The sequence below is a fragment of the Pseudomonas sp. Root562 genome (assembly GCF_001427125.1).
GTDB lineage: Bacteria > Pseudomonadota > Gammaproteobacteria > Pseudomonadales > Pseudomonadaceae > Aquipseudomonas.
In genome coordinates, this window is sequence record NZ_LMGK01000001.1 from 207,688 (window position 1) to 225,954 (window position 18,267).

General features: G+C 59.4%; 12 protein-coding genes and 1 pseudogene. 9 read left to right on the forward strand and 4 right to left on the reverse strand.

The window, feature by feature from the left end; translation table 11 throughout:
* Positions 1-8 precede the first annotated feature (8 nt).
* On the reverse strand, positions 9-1,415 hold the full coding sequence (glnA, locus tag ASD60_RS01055) for a type I glutamate--ammonia ligase (protein WP_056852215.1): 1,407 nt from the start codon (positions 1,413-1,415) through the stop codon (positions 9-11).
* Between the two features lie 328 nt (positions 1,416-1,743).
* On the opposite strand from glnA, the gene thiI reads away from it, so the two are divergent.
* A complete protein-coding gene (gene thiI, locus ASD60_RS01060; protein WP_056852216.1) occupies positions 1,744-3,198 on the forward strand; it encodes a tRNA uracil 4-sulfurtransferase ThiI in 1,455 nt (484 codons plus the stop codon).
* Between the two features lie 139 nt (positions 3,199-3,337).
* Positions 3,338-5,158, forward strand: coding sequence for a translational GTPase TypA (gene typA / locus ASD60_RS01065; RefSeq protein ID WP_046815270.1), 1,821 nt, complete (start codon positions 3,338-3,340; stop codon positions 5,156-5,158).
* 215 nt (positions 5,159-5,373) lie between these two features.
* On the opposite strand, the gene ASD60_RS01070 is transcribed toward typA, so the two are convergent.
* A complete protein-coding gene (locus tag ASD60_RS01070) occupies positions 5,374-5,811 on the reverse strand; it encodes a YkgJ family cysteine cluster protein (RefSeq protein WP_056852217.1) in 438 nt (145 codons plus the stop codon).
* Positions 5,812-6,066: 255 nt separating this feature from the next.
* Here ASD60_RS01070 and ASD60_RS01075 point away from each other — a divergent pair, with 255 nt between their 5' ends.
* The 5 genes from ASD60_RS01075 to ASD60_RS01095 all read left to right on the forward strand — a co-directional run bounded on the left by ASD60_RS01075 (position 6,067) and on the right by ASD60_RS01095 (position 15,088).
* Positions 6,067-8,517 carry a glycogen/starch/alpha-glucan phosphorylase gene (locus tag ASD60_RS01075; RefSeq protein ID WP_056852218.1) on the forward strand — a complete coding sequence of 817 codons (2,451 nt, stop codon included), beginning with the start codon at positions 6,067-6,069 and terminating at the stop codon, positions 8,515-8,517.
* Positions 8,518-8,680: 163 nt separating this feature from the next.
* Complete coding sequence (locus ASD60_RS01080; protein WP_056852219.1) at positions 8,681-11,896, forward strand: DUF2339 domain-containing protein; 3,216 nt, start codon at positions 8,681-8,683, stop codon at positions 11,894-11,896.
* Complete coding sequence (locus tag ASD60_RS01085; protein WP_056852220.1) at positions 11,893-13,257, forward strand: DUF3999 domain-containing protein; 1,365 nt, start codon at positions 11,893-11,895, stop codon at positions 13,255-13,257. Before ASD60_RS01080 ends, ASD60_RS01085 begins: the two co-directional genes overlap by 4 nt.
* Positions 13,258-13,471: 214 nt before the next feature.
* Positions 13,472-14,482 (forward strand): class 1 fructose-bisphosphatase, encoded by a 1,011-nt coding sequence (locus ASD60_RS01090; RefSeq protein WP_015093094.1) that lies wholly within the window; start codon positions 13,472-13,474, stop codon positions 14,480-14,482.
* A gap of 3 nt (positions 14,483-14,485) precedes the next feature.
* Positions 14,486-15,088: a DUF924 family protein gene (locus ASD60_RS01095; protein WP_056852221.1), complete on the forward strand. Its 603-nt coding sequence runs from the start codon at positions 14,486-14,488 to the stop codon at positions 15,086-15,088.
* Positions 15,089-15,221: 133 nt separating this feature from the next.
* On the opposite strand, the gene ASD60_RS29690 is transcribed toward ASD60_RS01095, so the two are convergent.
* Entirely contained in the window at positions 15,222-15,986 is a 765-nt protein-coding gene (locus tag ASD60_RS29690; RefSeq protein WP_371317842.1) for a methyl-accepting chemotaxis protein, read from the reverse strand.
* A 93-nt stretch (positions 15,987-16,079) separates the two neighbouring features.
* Positions 16,080-17,255 (reverse strand): annotated as a pseudogene (locus tag ASD60_RS29695) (HAMP domain-containing protein); the annotation flags it as partial.
* Between the two features lie 138 nt (positions 17,256-17,393).
* On the opposite strand from ASD60_RS29695, the gene ASD60_RS01105 reads away from it, so the two are divergent.
* Together ASD60_RS01105 and ASD60_RS01110 are read left to right on the forward strand one after the other, a co-directional pair.
* Positions 17,394-17,648 (forward strand): hypothetical protein, encoded by a 255-nt coding sequence (locus tag ASD60_RS01105; protein WP_056725770.1) that lies wholly within the window; start codon positions 17,394-17,396, stop codon positions 17,646-17,648.
* A gap of 31 nt (positions 17,649-17,679) precedes the next feature.
* Positions 17,680-18,249, forward strand: a complete 570-nt coding sequence (locus tag ASD60_RS01110; protein ID WP_056852223.1) for a lipocalin family protein — start codon at positions 17,680-17,682, stop codon at positions 18,247-18,249.
* Positions 18,250-18,267: the final 18 nt, after the last annotated feature.

An 18,267-nucleotide genomic window follows, 5' to 3' on the forward strand; every position in this document is an offset into this window, starting at 1 on the left:
CTACCGGATCAGCAGCTGTAGTACAGCTCGTATTCCAGTGGGTGTACGAAGGTGCGGACCTTGATTTCTTCTTCGCTTTTCAGAGCGATGTAAGCGTCGATGAAGTCGTCGGAGAAAACGCCGCCTTTGGTCAGGAACGCACGACCTTTGTCCAGCTCTTCCAGGGCTTCTTTCAGGCTGCCGCAAACTTGTGGGATCTCTTTCGCCTCTTCAGGCGGCAGGTCGTACAGGTTTTTGTCAGCTGCATCGCCAGGGTGGATCTTGTTCTGGATGCCGTCCAGGCCAGCCATCAGCAGTGCTGCGAAAGCCAGGTACGGGTTGGCAGCCGGATCCGGGAAGCGTGCTTCGATACGACGGGCTTTAGGGCTCGACACGTAAGGAATACGGATCGAAGCGGAACGGTTACGGGCCGAGTAGGCCAGCATTACCGGGGCTTCGAAACCTGGTACCAGACGCTTGTAGGAGTTGGTCGCCGGGTTGGTGAAGCCGTTCAGGGCCTTACCGTGCTTGATGATGCCGCCAATGAAGTACAGAGCGGTGTCGGACAGACCGGCATAGCCTTCGCCTGCGAAGGTGTTCTTGCCATCCTTCCAGATGGACATGTGTACGTGCATGCCCGAGCCGTTGTCGCCGTACAGAGGCTTAGGCATGAAGGTAGCGGTACGGCCGTAGGCGTCAGCAACGTTGTGCACAACGTACTTCAGGGTTTGGGTTTCGTCGGCTTTCTTCACCAGGGTGTTGAACTTGACGCCGATTTCGTTCTGGCCGGCAGTTGCCACTTCGTGGTGGTGAACTTCGACGGTCAGGCCCATTTCTTCCAGTGCGTTGCACATGGAGGTACGGATTTCGTGGTCGTGGTCGAACGGTGGAACCGGGAAGTAGCCGCCTTTGACGCCAGGACGGTGGCCCTTGTTACCGCCTTCGATGTCCTGGTCGGACATCCAGGAACCTTGTTCGGAGTAGATCTTGAACATGGAGCCGGAAATGTCGGACTTGAACTTCACTTGGTCGAAGATGAAGAACTCTGGCTCTGGACCGGCGAATACGGTGTCGCCGATACCGGTGGCTTTCAGGTGCTCTTCAGCGCGCTTGGCGATCGCACGTGGGTCGCGATCGTAGCCTTGCATGCTCGAAGGTTCGATGATGTCGCAGACCAGGATCAGGGTCGGCTCTTCGGTGAACGGGTCGAGAACGGCGGTGGAGTCGTCCGGCATCAGGATCATGTCGGAGGCTTCGATGCCTTTCCAGCCGGAGATGGAAGAGCCGTCGAACATCTTGCCGACTTCGAAGAAGTCTTCATCCAGCGCATCGCGAGCCGGCATGGTCACGTGGTGCTGAGTGCCTTTGGTGTCTGTGAAGCGCAGATCAATCCACTTGACGTCATGATCTTTGATGAGTTGAACCGACTTCGACATAGTGTCCTCCGGGTGGCTTAGGGCTGGTAGTGGATGCCCTTAAATGTTTGTGATGCCGGCGCGAATACTCTGCCAAGGCAACCTGCCTCACAAGGGAGCAAATTGCATGCCAGTGCCCCACCATGGGTTTTTTGCCCCAAATTCACGCTTATAAAGGTGCAAGGCGCCTGAAAGAACAAATTATCGCCCTACAATGTGGCGCCTAAAGCTAAAAATGACCTCTTTTGGTGCGGGCAAAACCTTCTGCACATTAACTGGTTAAACCTTGAGCAATTTCCGCTATAATCCGCGCCCCCCTTTTTCGGCAGGCCCTGCGCGCGCTGTTTCCATGAAATTAATCGTAAAAGTCTTCCCCGAGATCACCATCAAGAGCCGCCCGGTACGGATGCGTTTCATCCGCCAATTGGCCAAGAACATCCGTGCCGTGCTCCGCGATCTGGACCCGGCTGTGGTGGTGAACGGCGTGTGGGACAACCTCGAGCTGGAAACCCGCGTCAGCGACCCCAAGGCCCTGAAAGAGATGGGCGAGCGTCTGAGCTGCATGCCGGGCATCGCACACTTCCTGCAAATCGACGAGTACCCGCTGGGGGATTTCGACGACATCGTTGAAAAGTGCAAGCAGCACTACGGCGATGCGCTGGCCGGGAAGATTTTTTCGGTGCGTTGCAAGCGCGCGGGCAAGCACCCGTTCAGCTCGATCGACATCGAGAAATACGTCGGCAGCCAGTTGCGTCGTCAGTGTGGTGCCGCCGGAATCGACCTGAAAAAGCCTGAAATCGAAGTTCGCATCGAAGTTCGCGACCAACGGTTGTTTGTGATCCACAGCCAGCACAACGGCATCGGCGGTTATCCGCTGGGCGCGTTGGAGCAGACGCTGGTACTGATGTCCGGTGGCTTCGACTCCACCGTTGCGGCTTACCAGATCATGCGACGCGGCCTGATGGCCCACTTCTGCTTCTTTAATCTGGGCGGACGTGCCCACGAACTGGGCGTCATGGAAGTCGCGCATTTCATCTGGAAGAAGTACGGCAGCTCCCAACGCGTGTTATTTGTCAGTGTGCCGTTCGAGGAAGTGCTGGGAGAAATTCTCGGCAAAGTCGATAACAGTCATATGGGCGTAGTATTGAAGCGTATGATGTTGCGCGCTTCGTCCCAAATTGCCGATCGACTGCACATTGATGCGCTGGTGACCGGCGAGGCGATCTCCCAGGTATCGAGCCAGACATTGCCGAACCTGAGCGTGATCGACTGCGTGACCGACAAGCTCGTCTTGCGACCGCTCATCGCCAGCCACAAGCAGGACATCATCGATCTGGCCAACGAAATCGGCACCGCCGATTTCGCCCGGCACATGCCGGAATACTGCGGCGTCATCTCGGTCAACCCGAAGACCGCAGCCAAGCGCCATCGCGTCGAGCATGAAGAGAAAGAATTCGATATGGCGGTACTCGAGCGAGCGCTCGAAAACGCCAAACTGGTGCCGATCGATCGCGTGATCGATGAATTGGGCCAGGATTTGCAAATTGAAGAAGTCAGCGAAGCGCTGGCCGGTCAGATCGTCATCGATATCCGTCACCCGGACGCCGCTGAAGACGACCCGCTGGACCTCGCTGGCATCGAGGTACAAACGATGCCGTTTTATGCACTGAACGCTCGTTTCAAGGAACTGGACCCTACTCGCCAGTACCTGCTTTATTGCGACAAAGGCGTGATGAGTCGCCTGCATGCTCACCATTTGCTCAGTGAGGGGCATGCCAATGTGCGCGTTTATCGACCGAGCTAAGTGCCCGGGGCTGTTTGCCTGTGGCTTGCGTCACCGGCCCCCCGACGCCGCCGTCAAGCTGTAACGGCAAGGCCTGACTCTACTGTAAATCGCTGCCAAGACTTGTCAGCGCACCGAATCCTCTGATCGAGATACACAAGTGATCGAAAATCTACGCAACATCGCCATCATTGCTCACGTTGACCATGGTAAGACCACCCTGGTAGACAAACTCTTGCGTCAATCCGGCACTCTGGAGCGCAACGAGCTCAACGACGAGCGCGTGATGGACTCCAACGACCAGGAAAAAGAGCGCGGTATTACCATTCTGGCGAAAAACACCGCCATCAACTGGAACGGCTACCACATCAACATCGTGGACACCCCGGGCCACGCCGACTTCGGCGGCGAAGTTGAACGCGTAATGTCGATGGTTGACTCCGTTCTGCTGCTGGTTGACGCTCAAGACGGCCCTATGCCGCAAACCCGTTTCGTGACCAAGAAGGCTTTCGAAGCCGGCCTGCGTCCGATCGTGTGCATCAACAAGGTTGACCGTCCAGGCGCGCGTCCGGACTGGGTTCTGGACCAGATCTTCGATCTGTTCGACAACCTGGGTGCCACCGAAGAACAGCTGGACTTCAAAGTCGTCTACGCCTCGGCCCTGAACGGTATTGCCGGTCTGGACCACAACGAAATGGCTGAAGACATGACCCCGCTGTACCAGTCGATCGTCGACAACGTACCGGCGCCGGCTGTTGACCGTGACGGTCCGTTCCAGATGCAGATCTCCGCACTGGACTACAACAGCTTCCTGGGTGTTATCGGTGTTGGCCGTATCGCTCGTGGTCGCATCAAGCCGAACTCTCCGGTTGTTGCTATCGGCGCCGACGGCAAGAAGCGTAACGGTCGTATCCTGAAGCTGATGGGTCACCACGGTCTGCACCGTGTAGACGTTGAAGAAGCTGCTGCAGGCGACATCGTGTGCATCAGCGGTATGGACTCGCTGTTCATCTCCGACACCCTGTGCCACCCGGACACCGTTGAAGCGATGAAGCCGTTGACCGTCGACGAGCCAACCGTTTCCATGACCTTCCAGGTAAACGACTCGCCATTCTGCGGTAAAGAAGGCAAGTTCGTGACTTCCCGTAACATCAAGGAACGTCTGGACAAAGAGCTGCTGTACAACGTTGCACTGCGCGTTGAAGAAGGCGACTCGGCTGACAAGTTCAAGGTTTCCGGCCGTGGCGAACTGCACCTCTCGGTACTGATCGAAACCATGCGTCGCGAAGGCTTCGAAATGGCTGTAGGCCGTCCGGAAGTGATCATCCGTCTGGTTGACGGCGTGAAGCACGAACCGTTCGAAAACGTCACCATCGACCTGCCGGAAGAATCCCAGGGCAAGGTGATGGAAGAGATGGGCCTGCGTAAAGGCGACCTGACCAACATGGTGCCGGATGGCAAGGGCCGTGTACGTCTGGAATACAACATCCCTGCTCGTGGTCTGATCGGTTTCCGTAACCAGTTCCTGACCCTGACCAACGGTGCTGGCATCCTGACTTCGATCTTCGACCGTTACGACGTGATGAAGTCCGGCGACATGTCCGGTCGTCAGAACGGCGTTCTGGTTTCGGTTGAAACCGGCAAGGCGCTGACCTACTCCCTGGAAACCCTGCAGGCACGTGGCAAGCTGTTCGTAGAACACGGTCAGGAAATCTACAACGGTCAGATCGTTGGTCTGAACAGCCGTGACAACGACCTGGGCGTTAACCCTACCAAGGGCAAGAAGCTCGACAACATGCGTGCTTCGGGTAAAGACGAAACCATCGCTCTGGTTCCACCTGTTCGCTTCACCCTGGAACAGGCTCTGGAATTCATCCAGGACGACGAGCTGTGTGAAGTGACGCCTAAGTCCATCCGTCTTCGCAAGAAGATCCTGGACGAAAGCGAGCGTACCCGCGCTGCCAAGAAAGCCAAGGCATAAGATTTAGCTCGGCTTGACGAAAACGCCCCCGGTCGAAAGGCCGGGGGCGTTTTTGTTTGTCCGGGATATGTGTGGTGTTTTGCTGGCCCCATCGCTGGCAAGCCAGCTCCCACACGATTTGAGTCGTACATGAAATTTGTGTACGACAACAATCACTGTGGGAGCTGGCTTGCCAGCGATGGCGGCCGATCAGCCGCCAAAAAAATCAGGAACTATCAGAACCGCTCGATCGACCGCGAATTCTGCTCGCGCACCACTTCCTTGGGCTTGTACGCGCAATACCCTGGCCGCGGGCCGATTTTCGGGTGGTTGCGGCAGGTATCCGGGCGCTTTTCATAAATAGTGCACAGACGGCTCTTGCGATCCAGGTACAGGCAATCGTTGTTGCTCATGCGCTGGAGGGTGAAGATTCCCGACTTCTGGTTAAAACGCTCGACCAGACCTTCCTTTTGCAGGCGCTTGGCGATGTTCTTCGGCGGATCACCCATCTCGAACTCATCGACCACGCCGATACGGATCAGATCCTTGATCTTGACCTCGACCGGCAGGGTGCAGCAGCTGGATATGCACGAACCGCACATGGGGGCAGAATATTTTGCCCAGGTATCGAGTCGGTCGATCTCCGCGGCGGCGATCAGGTTGGGCTTCATCATCGGTTGTTACCAGCGTGTGCATCAGGGCGCGCGATCATACCGGGACTGGTGGATTTTTGAACAACCTTTCGCCAGATTTTTTCATCGGCGTGCGGCGAACCGCTAATCCGGCACGGCCCCTGCATTGATTCCGGTACACGACAATGTATTGCCGATCTGTTTCGCACTTGCGGGAAAAACTGCCGAACCAGAGCCTCTACCACCTGTCAGACCGTCTAGGCTCAGACAACTCAACGCTCGCTCGAGGTCCTATCGATGACTCAAGAACCACTTGTTCGCGAAGCAGAGGTGGCCGCATTCCGCGACGCCGTCTTGACCAAACTCACCTATGCGGTGGGCAAAGACCCGGATCACGCCTTCGACCACGACTGGTTCGAAGCCATTGCCCTGGCAGCGCGTGATCACATGGTCGAGCACTGGATGGACCACACGCGTCAGATTTATCGCAAAGGTCAGAAGCGCGTTTACTACCTCTCCCTGGAATTTCTCATCGGTCGCTTGCTCTACGACAGCCTGAGCAACCTTGGCCTGCTCGACGTCGCGCGCGAGGCCCTGACCGAACTCGGCGTCGACCTCGAGCGCATCCGCCTGCTGGAGCCCGATGCCGCGCTGGGCAACGGGGGCCTCGGTCGTCTGGCGGCGTGCTTCATGGAAAGCATGTCGACCCTGGGCATCGCCGGTCATGGCTACGGCATTCGCTATGAACACGGCCTGTTCCGTCAGGCGATTGTCGACGGCTGGCAGCAGGAGCAAACCGAACACTGGCTGGATTTCGGCAACCCTTGGGAGTTCGAGCGCCCGGAGGTGGTATATCCGATCGGTTTTGGTGGCAGCGTCGAGACCGTGACCGATGAAAGTGGCAAGTCCAAGCAAGTCTGGCACCCGGCGGAAACCGTGCGGGCCATTGCCTACGACACACCCGTGGTCGGCTGGCGAGGAGCGAGCGTGAACACCCTGCGACTGTGGCGCGCACGGGCCATGGAAGACTTGCACCTTGAGCGTTTCAACGCCGGGGACCACCTTGGCGCAGTGGCCGAAGTGGCCCGCGCCGAGAGTATCTCCCGCGTGCTGTATCCGGCGGACAGCACCGAAGCCGGCCAGGAACTGCGTCTGCGTCAGGAATACTTCTTTGTCGCGGCATCATTGCAGGACTTGCTGCGTCGCCATCGCAACATGCACACCTCGGTACTGACCCTGGGGGATCATGCGGCGATCCAGCTCAATGACACGCACCCATCGATTGCCGTTGCCGAGCTGATGCGCCAATTGGTCGACGTCTACGACGTGGCCTGGGATGCCGCCTGGCAGGTTACGGTCGACACGCTGTCCTACACCAATCACACGCTGCTGCCCGAAGCGCTGGAAACCTGGCCGGTGGGGTTGATGGAACGCATGCTGCCACGTCACATGCAGATCATTTACCTGATCAATGCCCAGCACATCGATTCGTTGCGCGCCAAAGGCATTCACGATTTCGACGTGCTGCGCGCGGTGTCGCTGATCGAAGAAGACAATGGCCGCCGGGTACGCATGGGCAATCTGGCGTTCCTGGGCTCCCACAGCGTCAATGGCGTGTCCGGTTTGCACACGCAACTGATGCGCAAAACGGTGTTCTCCGAGCTGCACAAGCTCTACCCGGAGCGGATCAACAACAAAACCAACGGCATTACCTTCCGCCGCTGGCTCTATCAGGCCAACTCCGAGCTGACCTCGATGCTGGTCGATGCACTCGGCCCGGATCTGCTGGATAACCCCGAAGCGCGATTGCTCGATCTTGAGCCGTTCGCCGAAAAAACCGCGTTCCGCAAGGCGTTTGCCGAGCAGCGTTTGCACAGCAAAAAAGCCCTGGCGTATCTCATTCACGAACGGCTGGGCGTGGCGGTCAACCCGGCGGCGATGTTCGATGTGCAGGTCAAACGGATCCACGAGTACAAGCGCCAGTTGCTCAACCTGCTGCACACCGTGGCGTTGTACCAGGCGATTCGCGCCGAGCCGGAAATCGATTGGGTACCGCGGGTGAAGATCTTCGCCGGTAAGGCGGCGGCCAGTTATCACCAGGCCAAGCTGATCATCAAGCTGACCAACGACATCGCCCGGGTGGTGAACAACGATCCGACCGTGCGTGGCTTGCTCAAAGTAGTGTTCCTGCCCAATTACAACGTCAGCCTCGCCGAGAGCATCATTCCGGCGGCTGACTTGTCCGAACAGATCTCCACCGCCGGTTTCGAGGCGTCGGGCACCAGCAACATGAAATTCGGTCTCAACGGTGCGCTGACCATCGGCACGCTGGACGGCGCCAACGTGGAGATGTGCGAGCGCATCGGCGCCGAGCATATGTTCATCTTCGGGCTCAGCGCGCAGCAGGTGGAAGCGCGCAAGCAAAACCACGAGTTCAGTGCAGTGCCGGACATCGCTGCGTCTCACCGGCTCAACGATGTGCTGCAAGCGATTCGTAGCGGGGTGTTCTCGCCGGATGATCCGTCGCGGTACAGCGGGCTGATCGATTCGCTGGTGGATTACGACCGTTTCCTGGTCTGCGCCGATTTCGATTCCTACTGGAACGCGCAGATGCGGGTCGAAGCCCATTGGCACGATTCCAAGGAGTGGTGGCGTTCGGCGGTGTTGAACACCTCGCGGATGGGCTGGTTCTCGTCTGACCGGACGATTCGCGAGTACGCCACGGATATCTGGAAAGCGCTGGAGTAAGTCTTCGGTCGGATCGATATACTGACGCGCCGCAAAAGATCGCAGCCTTCGGTAGCACCTGCAAAATCGCGAATTAAAGCGTTTTTGCAGGTGCTGCCGAAGGCTGCGATCTTTTGGCCGTGGCTACGCTAATCTTTCTGGATTGCGCTCAAGGATATCGACCATGCAATGGATGTTGACGCTGATTGGCCTGGTGCTGGGCTGGATACTCGACGAGTCGTTCAGCGATGCACTGCTGGGCGCGCTGCTTGGCTTGGCAATCGGCCAGGCGATTCGAGTTGGCCGTCTGGCTTCGCAGGCCGACTCGCAACGCCTTTTGTTGGAGCAGGCTCAAGTTGCGTTGCATGCCGTCGAGCAACGGCTGGCGGTGTTGGAGGTGTCTGGCGCCAAAGCCCCCGAAGTCACTGCGCCTGTCATCAGCGAAACCGACCCCATCCCCGACTCTGCGGTCGCGCATCCCCCTGTTGAGCTGGTCTGGGAGCTTCCGCCCGAACTCGAACCCCTCAGCACCGCGGCCGCCACCGTAAACCATCCCGCACCATCATTTGATGCCTGGAAACCTGCGCCGGACGTTCGCGATTCGCAACAACCGGCCCCACCTCGCGGCCCCAATTTCATCGAACGCGCTATCAATGGCGCTCGAGCATGGCTGTTCGGTGGCAACACCGTACTGCGAGTGGGCGTGGTGCTGTTGTTTCTCGGTCTGGCGTTCCTGCTGCGCTACGCAACTGAAGGCATGGTGGTGCCGATCGAGCTGCGTTATGCCGGTGTCGCGGCGGCGGCATTGGGGCTGCTTGGCCTTGGATGGTGGCTGCGGCGTCGTAACAACAATTATGCGTTGATGTTGCAAGGCGCCGGGGTTGCGGTGCTGTATCTGACGGTGTTTGCAGCGATGCGATTGCATCCGCTGCTCGACCCTTCGGCGGCGTTCGGGCTGCTGGTGGCGGTCACCGTGTTTTCGGCGATTCTGGCCATCACCCAGGACTCCTTGGGGCTGGCCTGTGCGGCGGCATTGGGCGGTTTTGCCGCGCCGATCCTGGCGTCTACCGGTAGCGGTAGCCACGTCGCGTTGTTCAGCTATTTTGCCTTGCTCAATGCCGGCATCCTGGCCATCGCCTGGTTCAAGGCCTGGCGAACGCTGAACGTGATCGGCTTTGTCGGCACTTTCGGCATTGGTTTCGCCTGGGGTGCGCGCACCTACACGCCGGAACTGTTGTGGAGCACCGAGCCGTTTCTGATTCTGTTCTTCCTGATGTACCTGGCCATCGGTCTGCTGTTCGCCCGCCGCAAGTTACTCGAGCTCGGCGACGCGCCCGAGGGCGGTGGCCGTGAGGCTCTACTGCAGTGGTCGGCACGCAAGGGCGACTATGTCGACGGTACCTTGCTATTCGGTCCGCCGCTGGTGGGCTTCGGCTTGCAGTTCGCCTTGGTGCAACACCTGGAATTCGCCGCCGCGTTCAGTGCCTTGGCGCTGGGCATCATCTACATGGGCCTGGCCCGTCTGCTGTTTGGCGGCCGAACGTTGCTGCTGGCAGAAACCTGTCTTGCCCTGGGTGTGATTTTCACCAGCCTGGCGATTCCACTGGGGCTAGATGCGCGCTGGACAACAGCAGCATGGGCCGTAGAGGGCGCAGGGATTTTCTGGCTGGGTCTGCGTCAGCAACGACCGTTGGCCCGAGCATTCGCCTTACTGCTGCAATTGGGCTCGGCACTGACGTTTCTCAGCGAGCTGGGCGCGGGTGAGAATAGTCTGCTTGAAGGTGCGCCCTTGGGCGCGCTGTTGCTTGGCGTCGCGCTGTTGTTCAGTTTCTACTCATTGCATAAAGCACTGCCCGGGCAGACTTCACCGTGGGAACGCAAAGGCGTACCGCTGTTGGCCTGTCTTGGCCTGTCGTTCATCTATCTGCTGGCGCCGCTGTTTTTCTTCGCCGAAGGCACGACGATCAGTTGGGCGCTGGCCGGGTTGATCACGTTGTTTGTCGGCCTGCGTCTGCCGTCGCGCACGTTTGTGTTCACCGCCATGGCCGTTCAGTGGCTTGGGGGCATGTTGTTCCTGGTCGCCGCGCCCTCGTTCTATGAGGACTTGCGCCCCTTGGCCCACGGCGGGTTCTGGACGCCGCTGCTACTCGGCCTGACAGGGCTGGTCGGTGCCTGGCGCTTGCAAACCGGCAACGCCGTCACGGTGTTTGATGGGCTGACTCTGCAACGTTTGTCTCAGGCGTCGCTGATTTGGGGCGCGGGTTGGTGGTCGCTGGCATGGGTCAGCGAGGTGCTGCGGTTTGCCCCGCTTGAACTGCAAGTGACGTTGCTGCTGGCGGTCGCACTATTGAGCACAACGTTGTGGGCTGTGTTGGCCTTGCGTCTGAATTGGACTTCACTGGGTTTGCTTTGCACGTTGCTGATCCCGGCTGCCGGTGTGGTTTTGCTCGCCGCGTGGCATCCGCGTTTTCACCCGGCGGCCAATTTTGGGTGGCTGGCGTGGACGGCATTGTTCGTTGTGCATTTCATTTCGCTGCGTCGCCTGGCTCCGATGCTGGCAGCGCGGGTGCTCAGTCTCGCCCATGTGCTCGGTTGCTGGCTGATGATCGGCGTACTGGCCCTGGAATTGCGTTACGGACTTTTGCTGCTGTCCGAGCAGTACAACGCCTGGCGCTGGTTGGGTTGGGCGATTCTGCCAAGCCTGTATCTGGTGCTGGTGGCCGCGCCCCGACAGTGGCCGTGGCCGATGTCGGACCATGCGCGCGAATACCGTGTGTATGCCGCCGCGCCCTTGGCCTTGTTGATGCTCGGCTGGTTCTGGTTGGCCAACGCTGTCAGTGACGGCATGGCTGAGCCGCTGCCCTACGTACCGCTGATCAATCCGCTGGAGCTGGGTTTGTTGTTTGCGCTGTTCGGCGTTTACGTCTGGTCACGCAACGCGCTGACGCAACTGCAGTTCAACAAGGACTACGTCGCCCGCGCCACACAGCTGATCGCTGGCGTCTCGTTGTTCGTGTTCTTTACTGCACTGGTGATGCGTGCGGCACACCATTGGGGCGGGGTGCCGTTCCAGCTCGATGCGTTGCTTGAATCCATGCGGGTGCAGGCCGGTCTGTCGATCATTTGGACGATGATCGCCCTGAGCCTGATGATCGGCGGCCATTTGCGGCATCGCCGTGAAGTCTGGCTGATCGGCGCGGCGCTGATCGGCGTGGTTGTGGCGAAACTGTTCTTTGTCGAATTGAGTAACCGTGGCGGGCTGGCGCGGATCGTGTCGTTTATTGGCGTTGGCGTGTTGCTGCTGGTGGTGGGCTACTTTGCCCCGTTGCCGCCCAAGCGTGCCGAGGCTGCGGAGGATGCCGAGAAACCGGCCCCGCAAACTGGAGGAGTGTCGTCTTGAGTCAGAAGCTGAACCTGTGCTGGTTGGGCGTGGTAGCCATGGGGATGGCGCTCTCGGCTGGCGCCCAGGAAAAACTCGCAGACTTCACCACACAAGTGCCGTTGTCCGTCAGCGGTGAGGGGCCGTGGTATCGACTTGAGCTGCCCTTGACCGTGCAACTGAATGCCCGGCAAACCGACCTGAGCGATGTGCGCGTGTTCAATGCCAATGGCGAACCACAGGCCTACGCGCTGGCGCGGGCCACCCCGCAAGCTGAAGACGGCCGCACGCTGACCGACGTCAAATGGTTCCCGCTGTACAACTCGGTAGACGCCACCGAGCATGCGCCGAGCGTGCGCGTGCAATCGACTGCCAACGGCGCGTTGGTCGAAGTGCAGCCCTCCACTCAGTTGGAGGCGGGCGAGGAAGCGTTGCGCGGCTGGCTGCTCGACGCCAGTGCCATCAAGGCGCCGTTGCAGCAGTTGGTTCTTGACTGGACCAGCGAGCGCGATGGCTTCCAGCGTTTTACCATCGAGGCCAGTGACGATTTGCAGCATTGGCAGTCATGGGGAGAAGGGCAGGTCGCGCGGCTGACTTTTGCCGATGAGCGAGTCGAGCAACACGAAGTCGCTCTGCCCGGGCAGTCGGCGCGCTACTTGCGATTGCTGTGGGAGGCACCGCAATTGGCGCCGACCCTGACGTCGGCGCAACTGCAAAGCAGCCGCAGTCTGCCGTTGCCGTTGGTCTGGTCGCAAGCGTTGGCCGGCACCAGCGTGAAGGCCGGCGAGTACACCTGGCAATTGCCGATGAGCGTCAGCGTCGAGCGAGTGCAGGTCGAACTGAGCCAGGCCAACAGTCTGGCGCCGGTCACGTTGTCCGGTCGTCGCGATGGTAGCCTGCCGTGGCAACCTCTGAGCAACGGTCTGCTTTATCGCCTGACCCAGGGCAGTCAGGATGTGGTTCAGGATCAGTTGCAATTGTCGGGGCAGACCGTGCAGCAATTGAAGCTGACCGTGGACGAGCGCGGCGGTGGATTGGGGGCGCAGGTGCCGGTAATAAAGTTCGCCGTGCGGGCGACGCACCTGGTCTTTCTGGCGCGAGGGCCGGGGCCTTATACGCTGGCGCTGGGCAACTCGACGGTGAAGGCGGCAAACCTGCCATTGTCGACCCTGATACCGGACTTCAACGCGGCGAAACTGGCGACATTGGGCAAGGCAGCGGTGGATGCCGGGGTTGTGGTTACGCCTTCGGCTACGCCAGGGCCGGCAGTGGTGGGCACCGACTGGAAGAAATTCGGCCTGTGGGCGGTGCTGTTGCTCAGCGTATTGTTCCTGGCGGCGATGGCGTTCAGCCTGTTGCGCAAACCACCGGTCAAACCCTGAAACCGGTTGCTTGGCACCCGATCGCGAGCAGGCGGGCTCCTGCATGAATATCGAAATTGGCGCCCGACGACGCCTCATATCTGAGCCGTTTCCTACTACGCTAAACCCGGAGCATGAACTCTCTTCAGCCGATCACGTCTGATAGGAGGAAATGCGCCCCGACTCGCGTTAAACTGCGCGGGTTTTTAGCCCCCCCATTCCTCCGGAGCCTTCCATGTCCCGCGTTACCTTGAGTCGCTATTTGATTGAGCAGACCCGTAGCAACAACACTCCTGCCGATCTGCGCTTCCTGATCGAAGTGGTGGCGCGTGCTTGCAAGGAAATCAACCACGCCGTGTCCAAAGGCGCCCTCGGCGGCGTTCTGGGCAGCATGGGCACTGAAAACGTCCAGGGCGAAGTGCAGAAAAAGCTCGACGTGATCTCCAACGAGATCCTGCTCGAGGCCAATGAATGGGGCGGTCACCTGGCCGGCATGGCGTCCGAAGAAATGGACAACGCCTACCAGATCCCGGGCAAATACCCGAAAGGCGCCTACCTGTTGGTATTCGACCCGCTGGACGGCTCTTCGAACATCGACATCAACGCCCCGGTCGGCACGATCTTCTCGGTACTGCGTTGCCCGAACGAATACCTGAGCCAGAACGAACCCCTGAACGAAAAAGCCTTCCTGCAGCCAGGTACCCAGCAAGTGGCCGCCGGTTACGCGATCTACGGTCCCCAGACCATGCTGATCCTGACCCTGGGCGACGGCGTCAAAGGCTTCACCCTGGACCGTGAAATGGGCAGCTTCGTACTGACTCACGAAAACATCACCATTCCGGAAGCCACCCAGGAATTTGCCATCAACGCCTCCAACCAGCGTCACTGGGAAGCACCGGTGCAGCGCTACGTCGGCGAATTGCTGGCAGGCGATGAAGGCCCGCTGAAAAAGAACTACAACATGCGCTGGGTGGCCGCGATGGTTGCCGATGTGCATCGCATCCTGACCCGTGGCGGTCTGTTCATGTACCCGCGTGACAGCCGCGAGCCGTCGAAGCCGGGCAAACTGCGCCTGATGTACGAAGCCAACCCGATGTCGTTCCTCGTGGAACAAGCGGGCGGCGCCTCCACCGACGGTCACCAGCGCATCCTCGACATTCAGCCGGAAGGCCTGCACCAGCGCGTAGCGGTGTTCCTCGGTTCGAAAGAAGAAGTGGCCCGCGTCACGGCTTACCACAAGGAGTAAATCATGACTGCGCCCTGGCAGCCGTTGCTCGAATGGTGGTTCGGAACGTCTGAATCAGCCAAGCAAGTGGCGGCACAGAAGGGCAAGTTGTGGTTCGGCAAGCGTGACAGCCAGGACCTCGAAGCGCGCGAGCGTTTCGGGGACTGGGTCGAGCAGGCATTGACCGGTGGATTGACCGAGTGGACGCAACGTCCCGAAGGTTGGCTGGCCCTGGTGCTGTTGCTCGATCAACTGCCGCGAATGATCTTTCGCGATTCTCCCAAAGCGTTTTCCGGCGATTCCCGGGCACAGCAACTCGTTGCCCAAGGCATTGCGGCGGACTTTGATCGGCAATTGCCGCCGATTCAGCGGGTGTTCATCTATCTGGTGTTCGAGCACAGCGAAAACCTCGCGGTGCAGAACGAAGGTGTCTCGCGGTACATCGAGTTGGTGGCGCAACAGCCGGAAAGTGACCAGGCGCTGTTTGCCGATTACCTGGACTACGCCCAGAAGCATCAGAAAGTGATCGCGCAGTTTGGGCGGTTTCCGCATCGCAATGCGGTGTTGGGAAGGGAGTCTACGCCTGAGGAGTTGGCGTTTCTCTCCAAGCCGGGTTCACGATTCTAGTTTTTCGTTACTGCTGAGGCCGCCATCGCTGGCAAGCCAGCTCCCACAGGGTTTTGCGTCGTACACAAAAATTGTGTCCGCTGCAAAACATTGTGGGAGCTGGCTTGCCAGCGAAAGGGCCGGTGTGGGCACCTTAGATCCTGAAACTCCCCACCAACTGCTTCAACCGTGCCGCCTGCTGCTCAAGATCGGCACACGCGCGCAAGGTCGCCTGCAGGTTCTCTACACCTTCCTGGTTCAGCGTGTTGATCTCGGTGATGTCGACGTTGATCGATTCCACCACAGCCGTTTGCTCTTCGGTCGCCGTGGCGACGGACTGGTTCATGCCGTCGATTTCGCCGATGCGCTGGGTCACGCTCCCCAGCCGCTCACCGGCCTGGTTGGCGATGCCGACGCTGCTTTCGCTCTGGCGCTGACTGTCGGTCATGATGCCCACGGCCGCGCGGGCGCCGACTTGCAGTTCTTCGATCATGGTCTGCACTTGCTGCGCGGAATCCTGGGTGCGATGGGCCAGGTTGCGCACTTCGTCGGCGACCACTGCGAAACCGCGTCCGGCCTCACCGGCCCGCGCTGCTTCGATGGCCGCGTTAAGCGCCAGCAGGTTGGTCTGCTGGGAGATGCTGGTGATCACTTCCAGAATCTGTCCGATGTTCACCGTATTGCTGTTGAGCGTCTCGATGTTGCCGCACGAATCGCTGATCTTCGCCGAGAGCTGCTGCATCGCCGCAATGGTTTTATCCACCACCTGCTGGCCGTCTTCGGCCAGGCTGCGCGCATCGCTCGAATGCTGCGAGGCGAGGGCGGCGTTCTGGGCGATTTCCTGGGCAGCGGCACCAAGCTGATTGATTGCGGCGGCCACGCTGCTGGTGCGCGAGGCTTGTTGGTCGGAGTTGTACATCGACGAATTGGAAGCTGCGACAACGCGCAGGGCGACTTCGTTGACCTGACCGGTGGCCGAGGACACTTCGATGATCGAGGTGTGAATGCGCTCGACGAAGCGGTTGAACGACAGCCCCAGCGCGCCGAATTCGTCGTGGCCATGAATGGTCAGGCGTTTGGTCAAGTCACCTTCGCCTTCGGCGATGTCGTGCATGGCGCGGCCCATGGTCAGCAGCGGTTGCATCAGCAGGCTGATCAGCATGCCCAGCAATGCAATGATGATCACCACCGCAATCACCATGGCAATGATGGCCGAGGTGCGGAATTCGCTAAGCATCGAGAACGCGGTGTCCTGGTCGAGCACCAGTGCCACGTACCAATCGGCCGACGGCACCCCGTTGACGTGAGTAAACGAGATGAACTGGCGCTTGCCATCGATCTCGACCTCTTTCATGCCGGGGCTGACCTTTGGCGCACCGTTGGGGTAAGCCTCGCTCAGGTTCTTGAGTACCAGCTTGCTGTCCGGGTGGATCAGGATCTTGCCGTCAGCGCCGACGATGAAGGCATGTCCGTGACCGCCGAAGTTCAGCGAGTTGATGATCGCACTGACGCTGGACAGGTCGATATCGGCGCCGGCCACGCCGATCATCTGGCCTTGGCGCTGTACCGGCGTTGCAACGGTAATCACCAGTTTGCCGGACGAAGCGGCGATGTACGGTTCGGTGACGATGGTCTGTTGCGCACTGTTGGCAGCCTTGTACCAGCCACGGGCCCGTGGGTCGTAATCAGCTGCGCGGTTGCCTGCCGGAACCGAGAACATCACACCGTCGGCACCACCGAAGTAACTCAGCTGGAAATTACCAGTGTAGGCGGGCAGGTCGATGATGCGTTTCAGGCTGGCCGGGGCATTGCCATCGGCAGTGACTTGCTGGGCCATCGATTGCAGCAACTGCATGCGGCTTTCCAGCCAGGTCTGGATGTTGCTGGTGGTCAGGCTGCCGAGTTCCTGCATCGATGCTTCGGTGCTGCTGCGCAAGGTCTGCCGTTGGCGATAGTCGTTGAACAGGATGAAACAAGCGAATGCGACGGCCACCACGAGGGCGGCAGCCAACAAGATCTTGTGGCTGAACTTCATGTTTCGGGTCATTGGATGAGCTACCGCAGGGAATCTGGTCAACAAAGGAGGGGCAATGGCCACAGGCGTGGCTTTGCGTTGCATTTGTGTCGACTGGGCGGCGCCAAAGATTAGGCGAATGTGCGCAAAACCGACGAAATACTCGATCGCCATGCAAAGTGGCTGATTTGCCGGGTAGAGGCAGACGAGCGGCCCAACAAATAGCCGGTCGCTCAGGGAACCAGATTAGGGTTTTCTCTTCTAAGGTTCAGTTTGGCAGTCATGCCATTCCCCACCGCCTCTGGAGTTCACATGTCGCTGCGATCCATCGCCCTGCTTTCGTTCTGCGTGTTGTTGGCTGCGTGCAGCAAAGTCAATCAGGAAAACTACTCGAAGCTCTCGGCCGGCATGGCCAAGGCCGAAGTTGAAACCCTGTTGGGCAAACCCGCCGATTGCTCCGGCGCACTCGGCATGTCCAGTTGCACATGGGGCGACAAGAACAGCTTTATCAGCGTGCAATTCGCCGGTGACAAAGTGTTGATGTTTTCCGGCCAAGGCCTGAAGTAAACCGGGGCGAAGTGCCCACGGGAGAAAAACAATGAAGCGGTTATTGATGATGCTTTTTGCCGGCCTGGTATTGGCCGGTTGTGCCACTTCTGGCCAGGATCCGTTGGCGCCCAAGACAGCCAACAGCGTCAACCTCAAGCGTTACCAGGGCACCTGGTACGAGTTGGCCCGTCTGCCGATGTATTTCCAGCGCGATTGCGCGCAATCCGAAGCCCATTACACGCTGTTGCCCGATGGCAACGTCGCGGTGCTGAACCGCTGCCTGACGGCGCAGTGGCAATGGGAAGAGGTCAAGGGCACGGCTTATCCACAGGTGCCGGGTAAAACCGACAAGTTGTGGGTCGAGTTCGATACCTGGTTTTCGAGGCTGATTCCGGGTGTGGCGAAGGGCGAATACTGGGTGCTGTATGTCAGCGATGACTACAAGACAGCCATTGTCGGTGACCCAAGCCGTCGCTATTTGTGGCTCCTGTCACGCACACCGACCGTGAACGGTGTGGTGCGTGAAGAACTGCTGAGCAAGGCACGCCAGCAGGGCTACGACACCACGCGACTGATCTGGCGAGCGTCGGATACGCAGATGGCCAAGACCTCGAACTGATCACTGCGCTACTGATCA